Origin of the sequence: Methylomonas koyamae (assembly GCF_006483455.1) — a bacterium.
GTDB lineage: Bacteria > Pseudomonadota > Gammaproteobacteria > Methylococcales > Methylomonadaceae > Methylomonas > Methylomonas koyamae_B.
On record NZ_PPPU01000042.1, the window covers coordinates 1 to 22,565 of the forward strand.

19 protein-coding genes are annotated in these 22,565 nt (G+C 57.5%); 12 read left to right on the forward strand and 7 right to left on the reverse strand.

Annotation, left to right across the window (positions count from 1 at the left end):
• The coding region (metH, locus tag C2U68_RS18235; protein WP_140913901.1) for a methionine synthase at positions 1–3,194 on the reverse strand (3,194 nt) is incomplete at its 3' end.
• Positions 3,195–3,271: 77 nt separating this feature from the next.
• Between metH and C2U68_RS18240 the strand changes: the two genes are divergently transcribed.
• The gene (locus C2U68_RS18240; RefSeq protein WP_140913902.1) at positions 3,272–3,463 is read left to right on the forward strand and encodes a DUF2970 domain-containing protein; all 192 of its coding nucleotides are present in this window, start codon (positions 3,272–3,274) and stop codon (positions 3,461–3,463) included.
• A gap of 52 nt (positions 3,464–3,515) precedes the next feature.
• On the opposite strand, the gene C2U68_RS18245 is transcribed toward C2U68_RS18240, so the two are convergent.
• Positions 3,516–3,938 carry a hypothetical protein gene (locus tag C2U68_RS18245; RefSeq protein ID WP_140913903.1) on the reverse strand — a complete coding sequence of 141 codons (423 nt, stop codon included), beginning with the start codon at positions 3,936–3,938 and terminating at the stop codon, positions 3,516–3,518.
• 209 nt (positions 3,939–4,147) lie between these two features.
• Between C2U68_RS18245 and C2U68_RS21660 the strand changes: the two genes are divergently transcribed.
• The 4 genes from C2U68_RS21660 to C2U68_RS21665 all read left to right on the forward strand — a co-directional run bounded on the left by C2U68_RS21660 (position 4,148) and on the right by C2U68_RS21665 (position 6,869).
• Complete coding sequence (locus tag C2U68_RS21660; protein WP_255189959.1) at positions 4,148–4,276, forward strand: hypothetical protein; 129 nt, start codon at positions 4,148–4,150, stop codon at positions 4,274–4,276.
• Between the two features lie 144 nt (positions 4,277–4,420).
• Entirely contained in the window at positions 4,421–6,328 is a 1,908-nt protein-coding gene (locus tag C2U68_RS18250; RefSeq protein WP_140913904.1) for a DCC1-like thiol-disulfide oxidoreductase family protein, read from the forward strand.
• A 100-nt stretch (positions 6,329–6,428) separates the two neighbouring features.
• Entirely contained in the window at positions 6,429–6,566 is a 138-nt protein-coding gene (locus C2U68_RS21315; RefSeq protein ID WP_186289665.1) for a hypothetical protein, read from the forward strand.
• Positions 6,567–6,746: 180 nt separating this feature from the next.
• Complete coding sequence (locus C2U68_RS21665; protein WP_260839399.1) at positions 6,747–6,869, forward strand: hypothetical protein; 123 nt, start codon at positions 6,747–6,749, stop codon at positions 6,867–6,869.
• A 59-nt stretch (positions 6,870–6,928) separates the two neighbouring features.
• Here the strand turns inward: C2U68_RS21665 and C2U68_RS18255 are convergent, their stop codons facing one another.
• The 4 genes from C2U68_RS18255 to glyQ are packed head-to-tail and all read right to left on the reverse strand — an operon-like array spanning position 6,929 to position 11,184.
• Positions 6,929–7,693, reverse strand: a complete 765-nt coding sequence (locus tag C2U68_RS18255; protein ID WP_140913905.1) for a lysophospholipid acyltransferase family protein — start codon at positions 7,691–7,693, stop codon at positions 6,929–6,931.
• Positions 7,653–8,201 (reverse strand): D-glycero-beta-D-manno-heptose 1,7-bisphosphate 7-phosphatase, encoded by a 549-nt coding sequence (gene gmhB / locus C2U68_RS18260; protein ID WP_140913906.1) that lies wholly within the window; start codon positions 8,199–8,201, stop codon positions 7,653–7,655. Before gmhB ends, C2U68_RS18255 begins: the two co-directional genes overlap by 41 nt.
• On the reverse strand, positions 8,198–10,267 hold the full coding sequence (glyS, locus tag C2U68_RS18265; RefSeq protein WP_140913907.1) for a glycine--tRNA ligase subunit beta: 2,070 nt from the start codon (positions 10,265–10,267) through the stop codon (positions 8,198–8,200). The genes gmhB and glyS overlap by 4 nt, the downstream gene beginning before the upstream one ends.
• Before the next feature lie 2 nt (positions 10,268–10,269).
• Positions 10,270–11,184 carry a glycine--tRNA ligase subunit alpha gene (gene glyQ, locus C2U68_RS18270; protein ID WP_064023322.1) on the reverse strand — a complete coding sequence of 305 codons (915 nt, stop codon included), beginning with the start codon at positions 11,182–11,184 and terminating at the stop codon, positions 10,270–10,272.
• Between the two features lie 245 nt (positions 11,185–11,429).
• On the opposite strand from glyQ, the gene ubiA reads away from it, so the two are divergent.
• The 7 genes from ubiA (at position 11,430) to C2U68_RS18305 (ending at position 21,317) form a co-directional block, all read left to right on the forward strand.
• Positions 11,430–12,290, forward strand: coding sequence for a 4-hydroxybenzoate octaprenyltransferase (ubiA, locus tag C2U68_RS18275; RefSeq protein WP_140913908.1), 861 nt, complete (start codon positions 11,430–11,432; stop codon positions 12,288–12,290).
• 280 nt (positions 12,291–12,570) lie between these two features.
• A complete protein-coding gene (locus C2U68_RS18280; protein ID WP_140913909.1) occupies positions 12,571–13,251 on the forward strand; it encodes a CerR family C-terminal domain-containing protein in 681 nt (226 codons plus the stop codon).
• Between the two features lie 28 nt (positions 13,252–13,279).
• On the forward strand, positions 13,280–14,389 hold the full coding sequence (locus tag C2U68_RS18285; protein WP_140913910.1) for an efflux RND transporter periplasmic adaptor subunit: 1,110 nt from the start codon (positions 13,280–13,282) through the stop codon (positions 14,387–14,389).
• A complete protein-coding gene (locus C2U68_RS18290) occupies positions 14,386–17,499 on the forward strand; it encodes an efflux RND transporter permease subunit (RefSeq protein ID WP_140913911.1) in 3,114 nt (1,037 codons plus the stop codon). The genes C2U68_RS18285 and C2U68_RS18290 overlap by 4 nt, the downstream gene beginning before the upstream one ends.
• A 183-nt stretch (positions 17,500–17,682) precedes the next feature.
• Positions 17,683–18,855 (forward strand): methyl-accepting chemotaxis protein, encoded by a 1,173-nt coding sequence (locus tag C2U68_RS18295; RefSeq protein ID WP_140913912.1) that lies wholly within the window; start codon positions 17,683–17,685, stop codon positions 18,853–18,855.
• A gap of 20 nt (positions 18,856–18,875) precedes the next feature.
• Positions 18,876–19,847 carry a nitrate- and nitrite sensing domain-containing protein gene (locus C2U68_RS18300; protein ID WP_140913913.1) on the forward strand — a complete coding sequence of 324 codons (972 nt, stop codon included), beginning with the start codon at positions 18,876–18,878 and terminating at the stop codon, positions 19,845–19,847.
• Between the two features lie 117 nt (positions 19,848–19,964).
• A complete protein-coding gene (locus C2U68_RS18305; protein ID WP_140913914.1) occupies positions 19,965–21,317 on the forward strand; it encodes a cytochrome P450 in 1,353 nt (450 codons plus the stop codon).
• 78 nt (positions 21,318–21,395) lie between these two features.
• Here the strand turns inward: C2U68_RS18305 and C2U68_RS18310 are convergent, their stop codons facing one another.
• Complete coding sequence (locus tag C2U68_RS18310) at positions 21,396–22,469, reverse strand: AI-2E family transporter (protein ID WP_140913915.1); 1,074 nt, start codon at positions 22,467–22,469, stop codon at positions 21,396–21,398.
• Positions 22,470–22,565: the final 96 nt, after the last annotated feature.

Genomic DNA, 22,565 nt, shown 5'->3' on the forward strand with positions numbered 1-22,565 from the left:
CCGGCGGTGACGGCAAAACCGCCGATATAATCGGCGATGCCGCTTTCAACCGGTGCAACGAAGTCGGACAAGCAATAGTTTGGTCGGCCCGGCGCCTTAACGTTCTGCTGTCGCAAATGGTGCAGCACTTCGAGCCGCTCGCTACGGCTGTCGTCGGTGTAAACGATGACGTCATCGCCCTCACTGTTGGCCGGGAAGAAGCCGATCACAGCTTTGGCGGTCAGCCAGTTTTCGCTGACGATGCGATTTAGCATGTCCTGCGCGTCCTGGAATAATTTGCTGGCTTCCTTGCCGACGACCGCATCATGCAAGATCGCCGGGTAGCTGCCGGACAGTTCCCAAGTCAGGAAGAAAGGTGTCCAGTCGATGTATTGTGCCAGCGTCGCCAGCGGGAAATGGTCGAAGACCTGGGTGCCGAGGAACTTCGGTTTAACCGGCTGATGCCCGGCATGGTCGAAACGGTTACGCCGCGCGGCTTCAAGCGGATGCTGCGGATTCTTGGCCTGGCGGCCTTTATGGCGTTCACGGACCTGGGCATACTCGTCGCGGGTTTTCGCGACAAAGTCGGCCTTTAAATCCTGGCTTAGCAGCGAACTGACCACGCCGACCGCACGCGAGGCGTCGGTGACATAAACAGTTGGATGCTCGTAGTTGGGTTCGATCTTGACCGCAGTGTGGGCGCGCGATGTGGTGGCACCGCCGATCAACAACGGAATTTGGAAGCCCTGGCGCTGCATTTCCTTGGCGACATGGACCATTTCGTCCAACGACGGCGTGATCAAACCGCTCAGGCCGATCACGTCGACCTTTTCCTCGCGGGCGGTTTTCAAGATGTTTTCCGCCGGCACCATCACGCCCATATCGATTACTTCGTAGTTGTTGCATTGCAATACCACGGTGACGATGTTTTTGCCGATGTCATGCACGTCGCCTTTGACGGTAGCCATCAGCACCTTGCCGTTGGTTTCGCGGGCGGCGCCGTCCTTGTCGGCGTCCATGAACGGCATCAGGTAGGCCACGGCTTTTTTCATGACCCGCGCCGACTTCACGACTTGCGGCAGGAACATCTTGCCTTCGCCAAACAGGTCGCCGACCACGTTCATACCGTCCATCAACGGGCCTTCGATGACGTGCAACGGCTTTTCCGCTTCCAGGCGGGCGGCTTCGGTATCTTCCTCGATAAAGTCGGCGATGCCTTTGACCAAAGCGTGTTCCAGGCGTTTAGTCACTGGCCATTCGCGCCATTCCAGGGTTTCCTGCTTGGCCGCCTGGCCGCTACCGCGATATTTTTCGGCGATGTCCAGCAGTCTTTCGGTGCCGTCCGGGGTGCGGTTCAGAATCACGTCCTCGACTGCGTTGCGCAACTCTTCCGGAATGTCGGCGTAAATCGCCAGCTGGCCGGCGTTGACGATGCCCATGTCCATGCCGGCATGCACCGCGTGGTACAGAAACACCGCGTGGATCGCTTCCCGCACCGGATTGTTGCCGCGGAACGAGAACGAGACGTTGGATACGCCGCCGGAAATCAAGGCATGCGGCAGGTTTTGCTTGATGGCGCGGGTGGCTTCGATGAAATCGACGCCGTAATTGTTGTGCTCCTCGATACCGGTGGCGACCGCGAAAATATTCGGGTCGAAGATGATGTCTTCCGGCGGAAAGCCGACCTGCTCGGTCAAAATCTTGTAGGCGCGGCTGCAAATCTCGATCTTGCGCGCCATCGTGTCGGCCTGGCCGACTTCGTCGAAGGCCATCACGATCACCGCCGCGCCGTAGCGGCGTACCAGTTTGGCTTGCTCGATGAATTTGGCTTCGCCTTCCTTGATTGAAATCGAGTTGACGATACCCTTGCCTTGGATGCATTTCAGGCCGGCTTCCAGAATTTCCCATTTCGACGAATCCAGCATCACCGGCACTTTGGCGATGTCCGGCTCGGCCGCCAGCAGATTCAGAAAGCGCACCATCGCCGCCTTCGAATCGAGCATGCCTTCGTCCATGTTGATGTCGATGATCTGCGCGCCGTTTTCCACCTGTTGGCGCGCCACTTCCAGGGCATCCTCGTAACGCTCTTCGACGATCATCTTCTTGAACACCGCCGAACCGGTAACGTTAGTGCGCTCGCCGACGTTGACGAACAAGGTTTCCGGGCCGATGCTCATCGCTTCCAGGCCGGCCAGATGGCAGCGTTTTTCCAACTCGGGAATTTTACGCGGCGGATATTTGCTCAGTTCGGCGACGATGGCGCGGATCGTGTCGGGCGAGGTGCCGCAGCAACCGCCGATGATGTTCAGATAACCGTTGGCAGCCCAGTCGGCTAGTTCGGCGGCCATCATTTCCGGGGTTTCGTCGTATTCGCCGAACTCGTTGGGCAGGCCGGCGTTGGGGTGGGCCGAGACGTAGGTGTCGGCGATGTTGGACAATTCTTCGATGTACTGGCGCAGTTCCTGGGCGCCGAGCGCACAGTTGAAGCCGATCGAAATCGGTTTGACGTGTTTCAGCGAAGTCCAGAATGCGGCAGCGGTCTGGCCGGACAGAGTGCGACCGGAGGCATCGGTTATCGTGCCGGAAATCATCACCGGCAATTGGTAACCGATTTGGTCGAATACCGATTCGACGGCGAATATCGCCGCCTTGGCATTCAGGGTGTCGAATACGGTTTCGATCAGAATAATATCCGCGCCGCCGTCGATCAAGCCACGGGTGGCTTCGCTGTAAGCGTCAACCAAGTCGTCGAAGGTGATGTTTCTAAAGCCCGGGTCGTTGACGTCAGGGGACATCGACGAGGTGCGGTTGGTCGGGCCCAGCACGCCGGCGACGAAACGCGGTTTGTCCGGTGTCAGCGCGGTTGCCGCATCGGCCGCTTGTCTAGCGACGCGGGCCGAGGCGACGTTGATTTCGTAGGCCAGATCTTCCATCCGGTAATCGGCCATCGCTACCTTGGTGGAGTTAAAGGTGTTGGTTTCCAGAATGTCGGTGCCGGCATCCAGATAGGCTTTATGTATGGCGCGGATGACGTCGGGTTGGGTGATCGACAACAAGTCGTTGTTGCCTTTCAGATCGACCGGCCAGTCGGCAAAGCGCTCGCCGCGATAGTCCTTCTCCTCCAGCTTGTAGCTCTGTATCATGGTGCCCATGGCGCCATCCAGAAATAAAATTCGCTGTGACAGAAGCTGGTGTAAACGTTCGGAGCTATTCATGCGGGCAGTTGATCGAAGAGTAATATTGGAACGGCAGCTGATCGGAAATTTTGGCAAATCAAGATTTGAGGGGAACCATGTCTAAACCCAGTCTGTTGCACGTCGTAAAAAGCGTGATAGCCGCCGCGATTGGCGTACAAAGCAACAAGAACAGAGAGATCGATTTTCAGCATGGCTCGCTGCCGGCCTACGTAATCGTCGGCTTGATTGCGACGGTACTGTTTATTTTGGCGATAGTCAGTATCGTGTCGGCCGTCGTTGGCGGTTGAATGATTGCCGTGGTAAGCCCAAGTCGCCTTGGGCTTACCGAATCGGAACGGCTTAGCTGCCGGACGAGGTTTTAAAGCTGTCTTTGATGCTGATGAACATCTCTTTGACGCCGCTGAACAGGTTTGCCGGAGTCAACGCTTCTTTCAAAATCACCAAGGTGCGGACGACTGCGACGACGAGGAAGCCGGCTACCGATGGAAATAATTCGCACAAGCTGTTGACAAAGAAACCGCCGGCGTTTTCCTGGGTTCTTCTGTCGCTGACGCTGGCCAAATCGCGGTCGTAAGTGTCGCCGATGTCTTTGCCGCCCAGGGCATCGATGATCTCGATGCAGAAAATTTGGGCGATGAATTCCACTGCGAAAAATGCTGCAGCGCACGCGGCCACCCACATCAAAACATTGGATTTTTTAGCCTTCATCATGCTCTGGTAAACCCAGATAGCGGTCAAAACCATTACAATGCCACCGATCATATTTATTCCCCTTGTACTTTTTTATTGTTCTAAAAATTCAGGTTGAAATGGCATACTACCATATTCGGTCCGGATAGCAATTGTGCCGCTATCTTTATCGAACAGCCACGAATTGCTTGACTTTGAGGGTGGCTAAAGTAACATATGAACTTCGACCGCCAACGAAATGGCACATTTTATAACAACTAACTTTAAGGTAGGAGGCACCCATGGGAGCGATCTTAGATTTAACAGAAATGCTGAAAGAACCATCTGGCATGATCGGCGCGGTAGTAATCATCGCTGCTGGCTATTTCTTCGTAAAATGGGTTTTCGCTGAACCTAAAGACGAAGAATAAGCAACGTTTCCTGCTCGCGCTTACAAAGCTTTTCTGGAAAAAGCGGCTACGGACAGATCCCGTAGCCGCTTTTTTTTCGCCCTCTGAGCCGGCTTTTCGGCAAAATCCCTTATAATCGGTAGTCTTTTGGCCTGCCGATCCATCATGTACAAATCGTTAGTTCTAAAAATCAATAGGCTTTATTCGGAAAGGGTTCCGGCAACCGGCATCGGCTTGTTTCGGCTGCTGTTTGGTTTGGTAACGTTGCAGGAAGTGTTGTTTCTGCTGTATTTCAACCATCTGATTTTCGATCCGATTCCGTTCCTGGATGTCGAATTTCCGATGATTCCGTTCTTTCTCTGGCTGTGGGCAGTAGTGGCCATATGTCTGGCCGCGGGTTACCGTTGCCAAGTTAGCAGTATTGCTAACTATCTGTTCTGGCTGGTTTTCGTCAATTTCACCCCGATGCAACGCGATTTTGACGGCGGCTTCGATTTGTTCATGACCGGTGCCAATTTCTGTTTGATCTTCATGCCGCTGGACCGGGCATTCGCCATCGACGGATTACGCCGCAAATTGCGTAATCCGTTCGTTCAGTATACCGCCTACGGACCGGAAACCGTCTCGGCCTTGACATACCATTTACCGGTCATCGTCTGCCTCGGCTTTCTGTATTTCGATTCGGCGATTCACAAAATGTTCGCCGAGCATTGGCGCAACGGCCTTGGTGCTTGGCTACCGTCTTCCATGCCGTACTACATATCCGCGCTCGATATGTCCTGGCTGCTGAACATCGAGATCCTGCAACAGACCATCGGTTACACCATCATCGTTTTCCAGTTCAGTTTCTTGTTTTTGTACTTCCGCCGGAATTTCAGGTGGTTGTACTTTCTGCTGGGATTGTCGCTGCATTTGGGCATCGCCCTCTCGTTGAATATCTATCCGTTCGGTATGGGCATGTTGATTTTCTATGCACTCATGATGCCGTTTGGATGGTACCGTTTTATCGGAGCGCGGCTTTGCGCCAAACACGCGGTTTTGACCGTGTTTTACGACCAGCAATGTCCGCTGTGCAATCGCACGGTGTTGACCTTGAACCATTTCGACATATTGCGCCGTATCGATTTCAAGCCCGCACAAATCCATGCTGCCGAATATCCGGCCTTGTCGCATTTGGGGCAGGAACAACTGATGAAGGATCTTTACGGGGTCGACGGTCTAGGCCGGGTCTATGCAGGTGTCGACACTTATTCGCAAATTCTGGTGGCGATGGGCTACCCGGCGCTGGCAGGCTGGACAATGCGCTTGCCGTTACTCTACGGATGGATTTGTAAGCGCTATCGGGCGATAGCCGACAATCGGCAACGTTTAGTCTGCGACAGCAGTTGCGCGCCGCCGGTTGCCGACGCAGCCGAAAATAGTCTTTACCATCGAATTTTCGAGGCTGAGCATGCGATCTCGGCCAGAAGTTGCGTCCACAAGATCAGTAAAGTGTTGTTGGTATTGATCTTGTTTCAACTCAACAGCAGCATACATTACGGTTTGCTTTACCGCTTGCACGTCGACACCCGGCAAACGCCGGTGACCAGCATGCTGAACAATATGAGCAATGCACTGTTGATGATGTCGCATACCTTTCTCGGCATCACGCCGCATGCTTTGTATCTGCACGACCATTTTGAAGGCTACGACCATATTTTGGCGATTACCTATCTCGACGCGGATGGTACCGAGCACTGGTTACCGTTCGTCGACCAGCAGGGCCGGCTGTTGGCGCCCAACTGGGGGCGGGTGCATTCGATGTGGGCCAATATCGCCGTTACGCCGAATATCGACGAATTGCGGCTGAAAAAATTCATCATGAAAATCACTGCTTTCTGGGGTATCAAAGGCGGTTTGGACCTGGATAACACCCAGTTCATCATCAAAATGAAGAAAATCAGGGCGCCGTTTACCTGGGAGAAAGATTTAAGAAACAATAATTTATCCGGTAGCTGGCAAACGATAGGCTCGGCGCACTGGGTCGGTAGGGAAATCAAAATCAGCCTGCCTATGGACATCGACGCAATATGAAAAAGGGTGTTGCATGCGCAGATTGGTCATGCTATAAATTTTGCGTGCTTCGTTTAAGTACACTCAAAATTATAAAAACCCATTAAATCTGGAGGATGTTATGAAAAAAGTATTTTCTGTTTTGGCTATGGTTATGGTTATGGTGAGCTTGGCCGGTTGCATGGACGATCCAGACCAAGGCAACCCAAAACCAAAAGGTTACGGCTCTACCAACCAACAAGGCAGCGGTATAAAATAATCGTAGCCGTTACAGGATTTCAGACTCCTGATGTAAGGCCCGCATTTGCGGGCCTTATTCGTTTAAGGGCTTGACAATTTGATAATAACCCTGAATTTGCGTATCTGTTTTTAGCCGTGTTATAAAACCTTCCGTGTTCGATTGACGAGCACGTAAAAATTAAAATTTTTTGGAGGAATTATGAAAAAAGTACTGTCTTTATTGGCTATGACACTGATGATTGCCGGCTTGAGCGGATGCATGGACGATCCAGATGCGTCAAAACAAAAAGTTTCCAGCGCTACTTCATCAGTACAGCTGTAAACAAACCTGCTTAACAAAAAGGCCCGTTGAATCCGGGCCTTTTTTGTGTCAAACGGTTACTAAACCTTGGTTTTTTCCGCTTCGATTTCTGCCATGGCCTGAGAAATCCAGGCTTCGGCTTCAGCATTGATATCTTTCGATTTCTTATCGACCGTAGTTATTGGCGGGCCGATTTTTACCTTAATTACGCCGGGATACTTTAAAAAGCTGTTGCGCGGCCAAAATTCGCCAGCGTTGTGCGCCAAAGGGATCACCGGGAAGCCGGATTTCTGGGCCAGCATAGCGCCGCCGGCATTAAATTTTTTGTGCGCGCCTGGCGCGACCCTGGTGCCTTCCGGAAACACCACGACGAACAAGCCCTCCTGTAAACGTTCGATACCTTGATCGATCAACATTTTCAGTGCTTCTTTCTGATTTTGCCGGTCGATGGCGATTGGCTTCAATGTCGCCAAAGCCCAGCCGCCGAACGGAATCTGTAGCAGGGATTTCTTTAAAACCGCGGTTTGCGGCCGAATAAACTGTCTCAACGCCACCGTCTCCCAGGCCGATTGGTGTTTGCTCAGCACGATCGCCGCCCGGTCTTGCGGGATGTGCTCCAGGCCCTCCACCTCGTAGCTCAGGCCGCAGCACAGCTTTAACATATGAAGCAGGCAGTCTATCCAGATGTCGGCGAATTTGTAGCGCAAATGAAACGGCAGGAAAAACCCGCCCAGGATCGCCACCCCGACGATCAGTGTCGAGATCACGATGTAAATGAATAGCAGGGTAGAGCCCAGATAAACTCTAAAGTCGGCTTTCGGAGACGATGTATGTCGCTGCGTCATAAAGATTGTCGAAAACGGGAACGTCTAGTTGTGGGTTGTCGTTAAGGGTTTGCATGCCTTTACCGGTCTTGACCAACACCGGTCTGGCGCCGGCTGCTTGGGCGGCCTGTATGTCGCGCAACGCATCGCCGACGGCAAAAGTAGCGCATAAATCGATTTGTTTGTCTTGCGCCAATCGGCGAAACAAGCCGGCTTTGGGTTTGCGGCAATCGCATATGTCGCCGGGGCCGTGCGGGCAGTAATAGATTGCCTCGATTTCGCCGCCGGCAGCATGGGTCAGTTGCAACATTTTGGCGTGGATTGCGTCCAGCGTTGCTAAATCGAACAAGCCTCGGGCAATGCCGGACTGGTTGCTGATCACCGCTACGCGAAAGCCATGGCGGTTCAGCATGGCTATGGCTTCCAGGCTACCCGGTAAGGGCAGCCATTCAGCGGCGGATTTGATGAACTCGTCGGAATCGACGTTGATGGTGCCGTCCCGATCCAGTATCACGTAACGCCCGCTCACGCTTGCAGCTTGGAAATGTCGGCGATTCGCAAGAATTGGTTGGACAATTTGGCCAGCAGCGCCAAGCGGCTGTTACGCAGTGCCGGATCGTCGGTATTGACCATCACGTTGTCGAAAAAAGCGTCGACGCTGTCGCGCAGCTGCGCCAGGCGGCTTAGCGCCAGCGCATAATTTTGTTCCGCCAATAACGGCCCGATATCGGCCTCCGACTGTTCGGCGGCGATAAGCAGGTTTTTCTCCGCCGCTTCGACTAATGTCCCGATCTGCTCGGCCGGCGCTTGCTCGGACTTTTTCAGGATATTGCTGATCCGTTTGTTGGCTGCCGCCAAACTTTCCGCTTCAGGCAGAGCGCGGAAATTCTGTACGGCGCGGATGCGTTGCCAAAAATCGAACGGCCGGGTCGGATTAACCGTCAGGACCGCTTCGAATTCGTCGCTGGAAAAGCCCTGGTCCAGGCAGTAGCCTTTCAGGCGGTCGAAAATAAAGCCGACCAGTTTCTGCCGGATTTCGGCTTTGTCGAAAGCGTGGCTGAATTGCGCCAGCGCCGCATCCAGCAATTCCGCAACGTCCAAGGCCAAACCGTTTTCGACCAGTATCCGCAAGATACCTATCGCGGCACGGCGTAAGGCATACGGATCCTTGTCGCCGGTCGGAATCAGGCCAACGCTGAAAATACCGGCCAGCGTGTCGATTTTTTCAGCCAACGCCAGCGCAATGCTGATCGGCGCCTGCGGAATTTCGCCACCGGATTGTTTCGGGAAATACTGTTCTTCCAGCGCGTGGGCCACCGCCAAATCTTCGCCGTCGGCCGCGGCATAATAGCGCCCCATCGTGCCTTGCAGATTGGCGAACTCGCCGACCATATTGGTTATCAGATCGGTTTTCGCCAGTAGGGCTGCGCGCTTGGCCAAGCCCGCGTCGGCGCCGAGTTGTTCAGCAATCAGGCCGGCCAGATTGGCGACACGTTCGGTTTTGTCGAACAAGGTGCCCAGGTCTTTCTGGAACACGATGGTTTTCAGGCTTTCCACCCGTTCCGCCAGCGACTGTTTTCTATCCTGCTTCCAGAAAAATTCGGCATCGACCAGACGCGGCAATACCACCCGCTCGTTGCCGGCCCGAATCGAATCCGGACGCGAGCTTTCGATATTGGCGAAGGTAATGAAATGCGGCAGCAAACCGCCTTGCGCATTCTTCACCGGGAAGTATTTCTGGTTGGCCTGCATCGTCGTGATCAATACTTCCTGCGGCAATTCCAGAAAACGGGAATCGAAATTACCCACCACCGGCACCGGCCATTCGTTCAGCGCAGCAACCTCTTCCAGCAGGTCCGCCTCGATATGGGCGACGCCGCCGACTTTTTCCGCCGCTTGGTTCGCCGCATCGCGAATCACCGTCATCCGTTCCTCGAAATCGGCCAGCACCTTGCCCTGCAGCCTTAAAACCTCCAGATACTCGTGCGGGTCGTGAATGCTCAAATCCTGCGGCGCGTGAAAGCGGTGGCCGCGCGTGATCCGGCCGGTAGTACGGCCGAGGATGTCGGTAACGATGATTTCGCTGCCGAACAATAGCACCGCCCAATGTACCGGTCGGGCGAATTCGGCGTCGAAACTGCCCCAGCGCATGCGCTTGGCGATCGGCAGATTGACCAAAGCCTTGCGGATGATGTCCGGTAATAATTCGGCAGTGGCCTGACCTTTTACGGCCTGCTTGAAGATCAGCCAGGAGCCTTTGTCGGTCTCCAGTTTTTCCAATTGCTCGAAACTGGCGCCGCAACTGGCCGCGAAGCCCAAGGCCGCCTTGCTGGGCGTGCCGTCCGGCCCGTAAGCCGCTTGCAGGGCCGGGCCGCGTTTCTCGACCACCTTGTCGGCCTGAAAGGTTTGCAGATCGTCGATCAAGACTGACAATCGGCGCGGAGTGGCATAGGCGCGGGCCAAGTCGTAACTCAATCCGGCATCCTGCAGACCGGCCAGGATGTTGTCCAGCAAGGCTTGGCTCAGGCGTTTCAGAGACTTCGGCGGTAATTCCTCGCAGCCCAATTCGAATAGAAAATGATTGGTCGCAGTCATGATTACGCTCCTTGTCTGGCCAGAATCGGAAAGCCCAGCGCTTCCCGGCGGTTGTAATAAGCTTCGGCGACCGATTTGGCCATATTGCGGACCCTGAGGATATAGCGTTGGCGCTCGGTCACGGAAATGGCGTGGCGGGCGTCGAGCAGGTTAAACGAGTGCGAGGCTTTCAACACCATTTCATAGGCCGGCAGCGGCAGATTTTTTTCCAACAACATCAGGCATTCGCGTTCGTAGGTGTCGAAGCAGTTGAACAGGAAATCGACGTTGGCCAGGTCGAAGTTGAACTCCGACATTTCCACCTCGTTCTGGTGAAATACGTCGCCGTAAGTGACCACGCCTTGCGGGCCCTGAGTCCAGACCAGATCGAATACGGACTCGACGCCTTGCAGATACATCGCGATCCGTTCCAGACCATAAGTAATCTCGCCGGTCACCGGCCGGCATTCCAAACCGCCGACTTGTTGGAAATAGGTAAATTGCGTCACTTCCATACCGTTCAACCACACTTCCCAGCCCAAGCCCCAGGCGCCCAGGGTCGGCGACTCCCAGTTGTCCTCGACGAAGCGGATGTCGTGTTCCAACAGATCCAGCCCCAAATGGCGCAACGATCCCAGGTAAAGCTCCTGGATGTTGTCCGGCGACGGCTTCATGATCACCTGGAATTGGTAGTAGTGCTGCAAGCGGTTCGGATTTTCGCCGTAGCGGCCGTCGGTCGGCCGGCGCGAAGGCTGCACGTATGCCGAGTTCCAGGGCTCCGGGCCTATCGCGCGCAAAAACGTGGCCGGATGGAAGGTGCCGGCGCCGACTTCCTGGTCCAAAGGCTGCAACAACACACACCCCTGATTCGACCAGTATTCCTGCAAAGTCAGAATCAGGCCCTGAAAAGTTGAGACATCGTTTTTGCTAGTCGACACGTTGAGAGCCACTCGTTTGGTAAAAATGCCCCGATTATATCCGAAATCGCTACGCAGGGCGGAAGGGCGCCGGGCCGCCGATACCCGACAAAGCTTGCTGGCGACGGGCTGGCCGCCGCAAAATCCGGCGTGGATTCGGCTGCGGTTAGACTAGTCGACAACTCGGCTAAAACCGCCGGTTTTGGATTAGAATGCCCGGCCATGGCCCGCAATCGCCCTTGTAACTTCCCAACCCTTGCCCAGCGATGAATAAAATTACCGAGCGCCTTCGCCAATACTGGCTTCTCGCCCGCTTCGACAAACCCATAGGCATTTTCATTTTGCTGTGGCCTACCTTATGGGCGTTATGGATTGCCGGCAACGGCAGGCCGGATTCCTTGGTGTTGACGGTATTCGTTGCCGGCGTGGTTTTGATGCGCGCAGCCGGCTGCGTCATCAACGATTATGCCGACCGCGATTTCGACCCGCATGTCGACCGCTGCAAGCAACGGCCGATCGCCGCCGGCCGCGTCACGCCCAAAGAAGCCTTGCTGGTATTTGCAGCACTGTGCCTGACCGCGTTCGGCCTGGTGTTATTGATGAACTGGTACACGATAGCGCTGTCCTTCGTCGGCGCTTTTCTGGCGGCCAGCTATCCGTTCATGAAACGCTATACCCATTTGCCGCAAGCCTATCTGGGCGCGGCATTCGGTTTTGCGGTACCGATGGCGTTTGCCGCCCAAACCAACAGCATCCCGTTGGTGGGCTGGGTTTTATATCTGGCGGTTTTGCTGTGGGCGCTGGTGTACGACACGATGTATGCGATGGTTGATATCGACGACGACTTGAAAATCGGCGTTAAATCCACGGCAATTTTATTCGGCAGCCGGGTGCGGGAAATCACCGGCGGTCTGCAAGTCGTCATACTGGGCTTGTTAGTCTGGATCGGCACGCGACAGCAATTGGCCTGGCCCTATTACGCCGGTTTATTGGCCGCGACCGGTTTTGCGGTTTACCAGCAAACGCTGATCTTCCATTTCGACAAATCCAATTGTTTCAAAGCGTTTTTGAACAACAACTGGTTTGGTCTGGCCGTATTTGCCGGACTGGTGCTGGCATACCTGTAACCGGACAGACTGGGTTGACGCCGGATTTTTTGCGTCACCGGCGGTCCTCCCAAGCGGATGCGTTTGCCAGGCAGAGGTGATGCTTTTATTAACGCAACTGAATTTCGGCAAGCCGCGGCTGTTGGCCGCGGACTTGGCGAGGTAGAACCCGTAGCGCGGCTATTTGGACGCGGGATGTTCGCTGGTTTCAAGGCATATGGTGGGCTCGCGTTGACAATCAATCGATTGATTGATATTTTCTAAATCAATCGATTGATTTCTTGCTTGGATATTCGGCGGCATGACTAAAACCACCCCCTGCGACACCGATACTCATGATTCCCGCAGCAGACTGGTTAGCGCTGCACTGCGCTTGTTTGCCGAAAAAGGTTACGAAGGCGCCTCCACCCGCGAGATCTGCGAGGCGGCAGGCGTCAACATTTCCGCGATCCGCTATTACTTCGGCGACAAAGCCGGCTTGTACCGCGCCGCGTTCACCGAGCCGATGGGCGAATCCCCGTGCGGTGCGAACATAGCCGAATATGCCGATTTGCCGTTGCCCGAAGTGTTTTACCGCTTCTTCAGCGAATTTCTGGAGCCCCTGAAAAAAGGCGAAGAGCTCGGGCTGGTGATGAAGCTGCATTTCCGGGAGATGATCGAGCCGACCGGGGCTTGGCAGCAAGAGATCGATGCGGAGATCAAGCCGCAACACGATGGCTTGGTGGCGTTGTTGCAAGCCCATTTTGGCCTGGCTGAAATCGACGACGATTTGCATCGGCTGGCGTTCTCGATCACCGGCATGGCTGTGCATTTTTATGTCGGGCAAGACGTCATCGCCGCGGTTTCGCCGCCGTTGTTGAATACGCCCGACGCAGTCGACATCCTGGCGGAACGTTTGGCCGGCTACGCGACGGCTATGGTTGCCGGTGAGGCGGCACGGCGTCGGCTCCCCGTTGTAGCCCAGGCCCGGCATTCGCATTAAATCAGATCTATTTCACTGGAGGAAAACCATGACCCACGGAAAAATCATTGCATTGGTCGTTGCCTTGCTGTCGATGATCGGGCTCGGTCTGGCGGTTGGCAGCGCTAAGGAACCTGCGCCCGCCGCATTGCCGGCCGCCAACCCGGCGCTTAGCGTCACCACGGTGCAGCCGCAAATGGTGGACATGCCGATTGCCCTGACCGCCAACGGTTCGATCGCGGCGTGGCAGGAAGCGGTGATCGGTGCCGAAATCGGTGACTTGCGGCTCAACGCCGTTAACGTGCAAGTCGGGCAAACCGTGAAGAAAGGCCAGGTGTTGGCAACCTTTGCCGACGAAAGCGTGTTGGCCGACATCGCGCAAAGCCGCGGCATCGTCGCCGAAGCCGAAGCCAATCTGGCGGAAGCGCGGGCCAATGCGGAACGCGCGCGCAAAGTTCTGGAGAAAGGTGCGTTGAGCGCCCAGCAGGTCGACCAATACTTGACCGGCGCCAAAACCGCCGAAGCCAAACTGCAATCGGCCAAGGCGCAACTGGAGGTGCAATTGCTGCGCTTGAAGTACACCAAGGTTCTGGCCAGCGACGATGGCGTAATCTCGTCACGCAGCGCGACATTGGGCGCCGTCGCGGCCAAAGGCCAGGAGTTATTCAAACTGATCCGGCAGAACCGGTTGGAATGGCGGGGTGAAGTCACTGCTGCCGAAATGACGCAACTGCGGCCCGGCGTCGCGGTGACGGTCGAAGTGCCTAATGTCGGTAGCATCCGGGGAAGTGTGCGTTTCCTGGCGCCAACCTTGGACGAACAAAGCCGTAACGGCCTGGTTTACGTCGATCTGCCTAACGCGGCGCAAAGCGGTTTGCGGGCCGGCATGTTCGGTCGCGGCGAATTTCATCTCGGTTCCCGCGCCGGCTTGACCGTACCGCAAGACGCGCTATCGCTGCGCGAAGGTTTCAGTTACGTGTTCCGCCTGACCGAGCAGAGCGGCGAGCGGGCCAAGGTCGAGCAGGTCAAAGTCCAATTGGGCCGCCGCGCCGGAGATAAGCTGGAAGTACTGGCAGGCCTGAACCCCGGCGATCGCCTGGTGGCCAGAGGCGCATCCTTCCTGGCCGACGGCGACAGCGTCAGAGTGGTGGCGCCATGAACGTATCGGCTTGGTGCATCCGCAACCCGATCCCGGCGCTGATGCTGTTCGTGCTGCTGTCGTTCGGCGGCGTGCACAGCTTCAAAACCATGAAAATCCAGAATTTTCCGGACCTGGATTTACCTACGGTTACGGTCACGGCAAAGCTGCCCGGAGCCTCGCCGGCGCAACTGGAAACCGAGGTGGCGCGCAAAATCGAAAACGCCATTGCCACCTTGCAGGGTTTGAAGCACATCATGACCAAAGTCCAGGACGGCAGTGCGACCATCACCGCCCAATTTCGCCTGGAAAAGCCGGTGCAGGAGGCGGTGGAGGATGTGCGTTCCGCCGTGACCAAGGTACGCACCGATTTGCCCAGCGATCTGCGCGATCCTATCGTCAATAAACTCGATCTGGCCGGCTCGCCGATTCTGGCGTTTACCGTGCGCTCCGACCAGCGCGACGACGAAGCCTTGTCCTGGTTCGTCGAAGACACCGTCGCCAAGCGCTTACTGGCTGTAAACGGCGTTGGCGCCGTGACCCGGGTCGGCGGCGTCAGCCGGGAAGTGACGATTGCGCTCGATCCGGTCAAATTGCAGGCTTTGGGTGCGACTGCGGCCGACATTTCCCGCCAGTTGCGCGAAATGCAGCGCGAAAGCGCCGGCGGCCGTACCGATCTGGGCAGCGGCGAGCAGCCGGTGCGCACCTTGGCCAACGTGCTCTCGGTGGATGAGATGCGGCCGCTGCAGTTATCGCTGCCGGACGGTCGTCATATCCGTCTGGATCAGGTCGCCACGGTCGAAGATTCGGTGGCCGAACGCCGGGCTGCTGCGTTTCTGGACGGCAAGCCGGTGGTCGGTTTCGAGGTCACCCGCAGCCGCGGTGCCGGCGAAGTCGAGGTCGGCGCCGGTGTGAAGAAGGCTTTGGACGAATTGTTGGCCGCGAATCCGGACATCGAATTCAGCGAGGCTTTCAATTTCGTCGATCCGGTTGCGGAAGAATTTGAAGGCTCAATGGCCATGCTCTACGAAGGCAGTTTGCTGGCGGTGCTGGTGGTCTGGCTGTTTCTGCGCGACTGGCGCGCTACCTTCATCTCGGCGGTAGCCTTGCCCTTGTCGGTGGTGCCTGCCTTCATCGGTATGGACCTGTTCGGGTTTTCGTTGAACGTGATCACCTTGCTGGCCTTGTCCCTGGTGATAGGCATCCTGGTCGACGACGCCATCGTCGAAGTGGAAAACATCGTCCGCCATCTGCGGATGGGCAAGACGCCGTACCAGGCAGCAATGGAAGCCGCCGACGAAATCGGTCTGGCCGTGGTCGCCACCACCTTTGCCCTGGTCGCGGTGTTTTTGCCGACCGCGTTCATGAGCGGCGTTGCCGGCCGTTTTTTCAAACAATTCGGTTGGACCGCGGCGTTGGCGGTGATGGCCTCGCTGGTGGTGGCGCGGATGTTGACGCCGATGATGTCCGCCTATCTGTTGAAAGGCACCGGCCACCAGGAAATAGCCGAAGGACCGTTGATGCGCTGGTACATGCGTGCGGCCGCCTGGTGCCTGAGGCAACGCCTGCTGACGATCAGCGGTGCGGCGGCGTTTTTCGTCGGCTCGCTGATGCTGATTCCCTTATTGCCGACCGGTTTCATTCCAGCCGACGATAATCCGCAAACCCAGGTGTTCGTCGAATTGCCGCCGGGTGCCAGCTTGAACCAGACCCAAGCCTTGGCGGAAGCCGCCCGGCTTCTGGTGGCCGACATTCAATACGTGAAGACGGTCTATACCACGATAGGCGCCGGCTCGGCCGGTAGCGATCCGATGGCCGGCGACCAGGGCGCCGGCGAAGTGCGCAAAGCCACGTTGACCATTACCTTGGCCAGCCGCCGCGACCGACCGGTCCGAAAACAGGTTATCGAACAACAGATTCGGCAAGCCTTGGAAAAATTACCCGGGGTGCGTACCAAAGTCGGTTTGGGGGCGTCCGGCGAGAAATACGTGCTGGTGTTAAGCGGCGACGATCCGCAAGCCTTGTATAGCGCAGCCCGCGCCGTCGAGCGCGATCTGCGGACGATTCCGGGCCTGGGTAGCATTGCCTCCAGCGCTGCTCTGGTCCGGCCGGAAATTGCCGTAAGGCCGGATTTCGCCCGCGCCGCCGACTTGGGCGTCACTACTGCCGCATTGGCCGAAACGTTGCGCATCGCCACGGTCGGCGATTACGACTGGTCGCTGTCCAAGCTGAATCTGGCCCAGCGCCAGGTGCCGATGGTGGTGAAGCTGGCCGCCGAAGGCCGCCGCGATCTGGCGGTGCTGGAACGGCTGGCGGTGCCGTCGGCAAAAAGCGGTAGCGGTACGGTCTTGGTCGGCCAGGTGGCGAAACTGGAACTGTCCAGCGGCCCGGCCGTGATCGACCGTTACGACCGTTCGCGTAACGTCAATTTCGAGATCGAACTGTCCGGCCAGCCGCTCGGCGAAGTCACCGCCGCGGTCGCCAATCTGCCCAGCATCCGCAATCTGCCGGCCGGCGTCAAACGCATCAGCATCGGCGACGCCGAGATGATGGAAGAGCTGTTTTCCAGTTTCGGTTTGGCGATGCTGACCGGCTTGCTCTGCATCCTGGTGGTGCTGATCCTGCTGTTCAAGGATTTCATCCAGCCGATCACGATCCTGGCCGCGCTGCCATTATCGTTCGGCGGCGGTTTCGTCGCCTTGCTGTTGACCGGCAAGGCCTTCTCGATGCCGTCCTTGATCGGTTTGGTGATGTTGATGGGCATCGCCACCAAAAACTCGATTCTGCTGGTCGAATATGCCATCGTCGCCCGCCGCGATCATGGCATGAGTCGCGCCGATGCGTTGCTGGATGCCTGCCGCAAACGGGCGCGGCCGATTGTGATGACCACCATCGCGATGGGCGCCGGGATGCTGCCGATCGCACTTGGTACCGGCGATGCCGATGCCTCGTTCCGCAGCCCGATGGCAATTGCGGTAATCGGCGGCCTGATCACCTCGACCTTGCTTAGTTTGTTGGTGATTCCGGTGGCGTTTACATATCTGGACGACGGTAAGCAATGCGCGCTGCTACTGTGGCGGCGTTGTTTCGGCGGCAATACCGCCGGTGCCCAGGCGCCGGTTCCGGATTGACCGTCCAGCGGGGCCGGCCGTTTCGGTCCCGCGACTCCAAATGGTGCATGGCGGGTTAGCACGGCGGGCAAACGGTCCAAACCGGTGCGGTGCCGGACGCTGACCAGCGGTATTTTCGAGTCGACAAGGCTGGCGAGAAATTTGCTGCACACAAAGCCAGTCTCCACTTTCGACGAGTACCCCATGCCCGCTTCGTTGCTTTCCGCCGTTCTCGGCAACTATCGGCTTCACCATCAATTCCTGATCCTGTCCGGCCTGATCGCACTGCCGGCAATGCTTAGTGCGGCCGTGGTCGCCAACGGCCACCCCGGCCTGTCGCCGGAGCTTTGGCTGGCGGCGACTGCCGGCCAATTGCCCTGGATGATCGCGCTGTATGCCCTCTACGCCGGATTGCGTAACGGGCTGCAAAGTCTGCTTGCTGCACAGCGCCAACTTGCGAACGGCGATTTCGACGTGCGCTTGCAGGTCTCCGGCCGCGACGAGTTGGCTGAACTGGGCGTTGGCTTTAACGATACGGTACGCGAACTGGGCCGGCGGATGAACAAGGTGCAGGCGTCGATCCAGGAAGTGACCTATGCCGCCGACCAGTTGCACCAAGGCTCCGGCCAGGTTGCCGACCAACTCGACCTGCAGCGGAAAAGCACGACGATGATGGCGGCGGCCATCGAGCAAATGTCGGCCAGCATCCTGGGCGTGGCCGGCCAATGCCGGGAAACCGAAAAGATTTCCTCGACCACGCAACAACTGTCGCTGCAAGGCCAGCATTCGATCGATAGTTTTATTGCCGATATCAAGCAACTGTTCCTGGAAATAGAGGAACTGGCCGGTTTGATGCGCAACCTGGAACAGCATTCCCAGCAGGTCTCGCAAATCTCGGAGATGATCAAGGCCATTTCCGAACAGACCAATCTACTGGCGTTGAACGCGGCGATCGAAGCGGCGCGGGCCGGCGAATACGGCCGCGGTTTTGCCGTTGTGGCCGACGAAGTGCGGACGCTGGCGCAACGGGTCAGGCTGTCGGCCGAGGAGATCACCGGCACCACCCAAGCGGTGCGCGAGCAAATCGATCGCGCCGTGCGTTCGATCGACGCCACGCAGCAACGCACCGAGCAGGGTATAGACAAGGCTTACAGCGTGGAGCGCGTGCTGGCCGGGATCAAGGAATATGCCGACAGCGCCTTGGACAACGTGTCGATGATCGCCACCAGCACCGAACAGCAAAGCCAAGTCAGTCTGGAGATCGGTCGCAACGTGGAAAGCATCGCCCAGCATGTCGAAGAAAACAGCAAAGCCGCCCAGGAATCGGCGGCGATCGCCCGCCATCTGTCGAAACTGGCGCAAGTCGCAGCTCATTAACCCGCACCGCACATATTCCGATGGCCAATACCTTAATCTTACTATGCGCGGCCGCCGGCTCGGCCGGCTCGGTGTTTGCCGCGATCTGGCATTGCCGCAACCGAAGCCGACTCGCTCACTTGGCCGGCCAACAAACCAGCATCGCCATCAACCGCCAACTAAAGCAATTACTCGGCAAAATACAACAGCACCGCGGTATGGTCAGCGGTTATCTGAACGGCGATGCCAGTTTCAAATATAAAATTTCGGCATTGCAGGCCGAAATCGACCGCGAAACCGAACAAATCGCCGCCAGCTTGCAAGCCTTGCCGGCCCATCGTGCCGGATTCGAGTCGATTCAATCCCGCTGGCGGTCATTGAGCCCGACCGTACTGCACGGCACCCGCGAGCAAAGCTTCGACAATCACTGCCAATTGATCTCGGCCGTACTGGATTTGATACGCGACATCGCCGAACGCAGCCAATTGCACTGCGATAGCGCCTGCCCGTTCGGATTCGTCGAGATTGTTTGGCATTTGTTGCCGGACACTGCCGAAGCGATCGGCCAAACCCGGGCGATCGGTACCGGCATTGCCGCCGCCGGCCGCAGCCTCAGCACCGAACGCATCAAACTGGGCTACTTGCTGACCCGCATCCGCAATACCGCAGAGCGCCTCGAGTCCGGCATCGCCCGAACGCCGTCGGCGATGGCGGGCGCCGAATTTCGGCGCAGCTTCGGCGAGGTGCAGCAGCGCATCGGCAGTTTGGTCGGCGATATCGAGCAGCAATTGCTGGCGACCGAACGCCCCGAAATCGACCCGGCCGGCTTTTTCGCCAACGCCACGCAGACACTGAACGGCGTATTCGACCTGTACGACCGGGCCGAAGCGGTCGCCAACCGGGAGTTGCAAACGCTGCTGGCCGGCGCCACCCGGCTGGGCCGCCAATCGCTGGCAGCGCTGCTACTGGGCTTGGCTATCGCCACCGCCGGCATCGTGCCATTGGCGCAGTAAGCCGGCGTCCGGCCGGAACGGCTTGTGTAACGGCGGGGTAAGCCGTTACAGTGGCGCGGTTTGCCGCCCGACCTGCCCCACGGCAACGGCGGCTACCGGACCCGTTCGCGAATTTCGATGCCCAACGCCAAATCCATACCGCAAGCCAAAGCCGATTTTCTGATCGGCAATTTGCGACCGCTCGCCGCCGATCCGTTTCGGACTTTATCCGCCTGGTGGCGCGACTACGGCGATGCGGTCGGTTTTCGAGTACTAACCCGGCAATTCTATATGTTCAGCCATCCGAGCATGGCGGAACAGGCCTTGGTCCGTCAGGCCGGCAAGTTCGTCAAAATGTACGACCCGCAAAAGCCCAAAGGCCTGGAGTTGGTGCTCGGCCAGGGTTTGGTCACCAGTCGCGGCGAATTGTGGCGCAATCAGCGGCGGTTGATGCAGCCGGTGTTTCAGCGCGGCAACCTGAGCGCATTGCAGCCGCAAATCGTTGCCGCCGGCCGCGAAATGCTGCTGCGCTGGCAAGGCTTGGGCGATGGGGTCCAGGTCAATCTGTGCGACGAAATGATGCGACTGACGCTGGAAGTCATCACCCAAACCATGTTCGGCACCAGCGTGCTGGATCGGATCGAGGCTATCGCTCCGGCGCTGGACACGGCATTGCGCCACGCCGCAGCGTCGCTGCTGAATCCGTTATCCTTGCCGCCATCGGTGCCGACGCCGCGTAACCGCGCCTTCAACCGGGCCATGGCGACGTTGGACGGCGTGGTTTACGGCATCATCGAACAGCGCCGCGCCCAACCGGCGCCCGTCGGCCAGGATTTGCTGGGCATGTTGTTGCAGGCGCGCGACGAGGATAGCGGGGCCGGCATGAGCGACCGCCAACTGCGCGACGAAGTGTTGACCATTTTCAGCGCCGGCCACGAGACCACCTCGAATTTACTGAGTTGGACCTTGTACTTGTTGGCCAGGCATCCGGAAGCGCTCGGCCGTTTGCGGCGGGAGTTGCAGGCTTTGCCGGCCGAGGAAGATTGGCAGTTTGCCGACCTGCAAAACCTGGAATACTGCAAGGCGGTCCTGCACGAATCGCTGCGGCTGCGGCCGCCGGTCGGCATCATCATGCGTAAGGTCGCACAAGATGTCGAATTCGAAGGTTACCGGCTCGCCGCCGGGAGCTTGGCGTTGTTCAATATTTTCAACCTGCACCACCATCCGCAATTCTGGGACGACCCGGAGCGCTTCGATCCGGAGCGCTTTCTCGGCAACCGTAGCCACCGCTTTGCTTTTATGCCGTTCGGCGCCGGCGAACGGATTTGTATCGGCAATCATTTCGCCTTGCTGGAGAGCCAGTTGCTCTTGAGTCTGATCGTGCGCCATTACGATATCGAATTACTCGATCCGGGCGAGGCGGAGATCGAATTAATGGTGAGCCTGCGGCCGAAAGGCGGGCTGCCGGCGAGCTTGCACCGGCTCGCATAAGCCCAGGCAAAAGGCCGGAATCAGGTTGCGGAGAGTCTTGCGCTCGGTCGGATTCCAACCCTGCCGCGGCGATACCGATCAGCTTGAGCTGCCATCATCTCCACTTTGCTCGCGCTCTTTGCTGATCAGCCAATCCAGCACCAGGGCGTAACTGGTCGCCAGCAGGGTTGGGCCGATGAATACGCCAATGAAGCCGAAGGCCAGCAGGCCGCCGAAGATGCCGAATACGATCAAGACGAACGGCAATTCGACTTCGCGGCTGATCAGGACCGGCCGCAACCAATTGTCTATCGTGCCGACGAACAACAGGAACCACAGGGCGATAAAAATCGCCCGGCCGGTTTCGCCTCCCACCAGCAGCCATAACGCAACCGGCAGCCAGACTACGGTGCCGGCGGCCGGAAGCAGCATCAAAAAGAAAGCGACGACGCCTAGCACGAAGGCGTAGGGCACGTCGGCAAGCACGAAGCCGAGCATCGAAGCCAAGGCTTGAACCAGCGCGGTGCCGATAATGCCGTATACCACGGCGCGCAAGCTGGAGCGGACGATGTGCAGAATGCGTTGGCTGCGTTCGCCGGCCAGGCGCCGAACCGCAATCACCACGTGTTCGGCGACCCGTTCGCCGTCGCGATAGAAAAAAAACAACACCAGAATACTCAGGCCCATATGCATCAACTGGCCGCCGAGCTTGATGCCTTGCTGCAAAATCCAGGTGCCGGCACCGAGGGCGTAGGGACGGGCCAGATTCACCAGCCGGCTGGTGTCTTCGCCTATATTTTGCCAAGCCGATTTGGCCCTGTCGCCGAGCCACGGCAGGCGTTCCAGCCATTCCGGGGCTGCCGGCCAGGTGTGCACGCTTTGGTTGAGCCATTGCAACAAGCGGTTGATGTCTTCGGTAAAGCTGAATCCGGCGGTAACGAACGGCGTCAACAGCAGGATACCGATCGGCAGCACCATGGTGGCCGCGGCGCGATTGGCGCTGAAATGCCATTCCCGCAAGCGGGAATAGAGCGGCCAGGTGACGAAACATAAGATGGCGGCCCACAGCAAATCGAACACAAACGGCTGCAGCACCTGGTAACAGGCAAACAACAGCAGGCCCAGTGCGGCCAGACTGGCGGCTTTTTCGTAACGCGTGTTTTGCATGCTCATTGGCGGCCTGCACCGGTTTAACAATACTGGTCCCGAGTTTACGGCATTATCGCGCCGGCCGGTATTGCCGGTTGCGGCTTAATCAGCGCTTGCTTG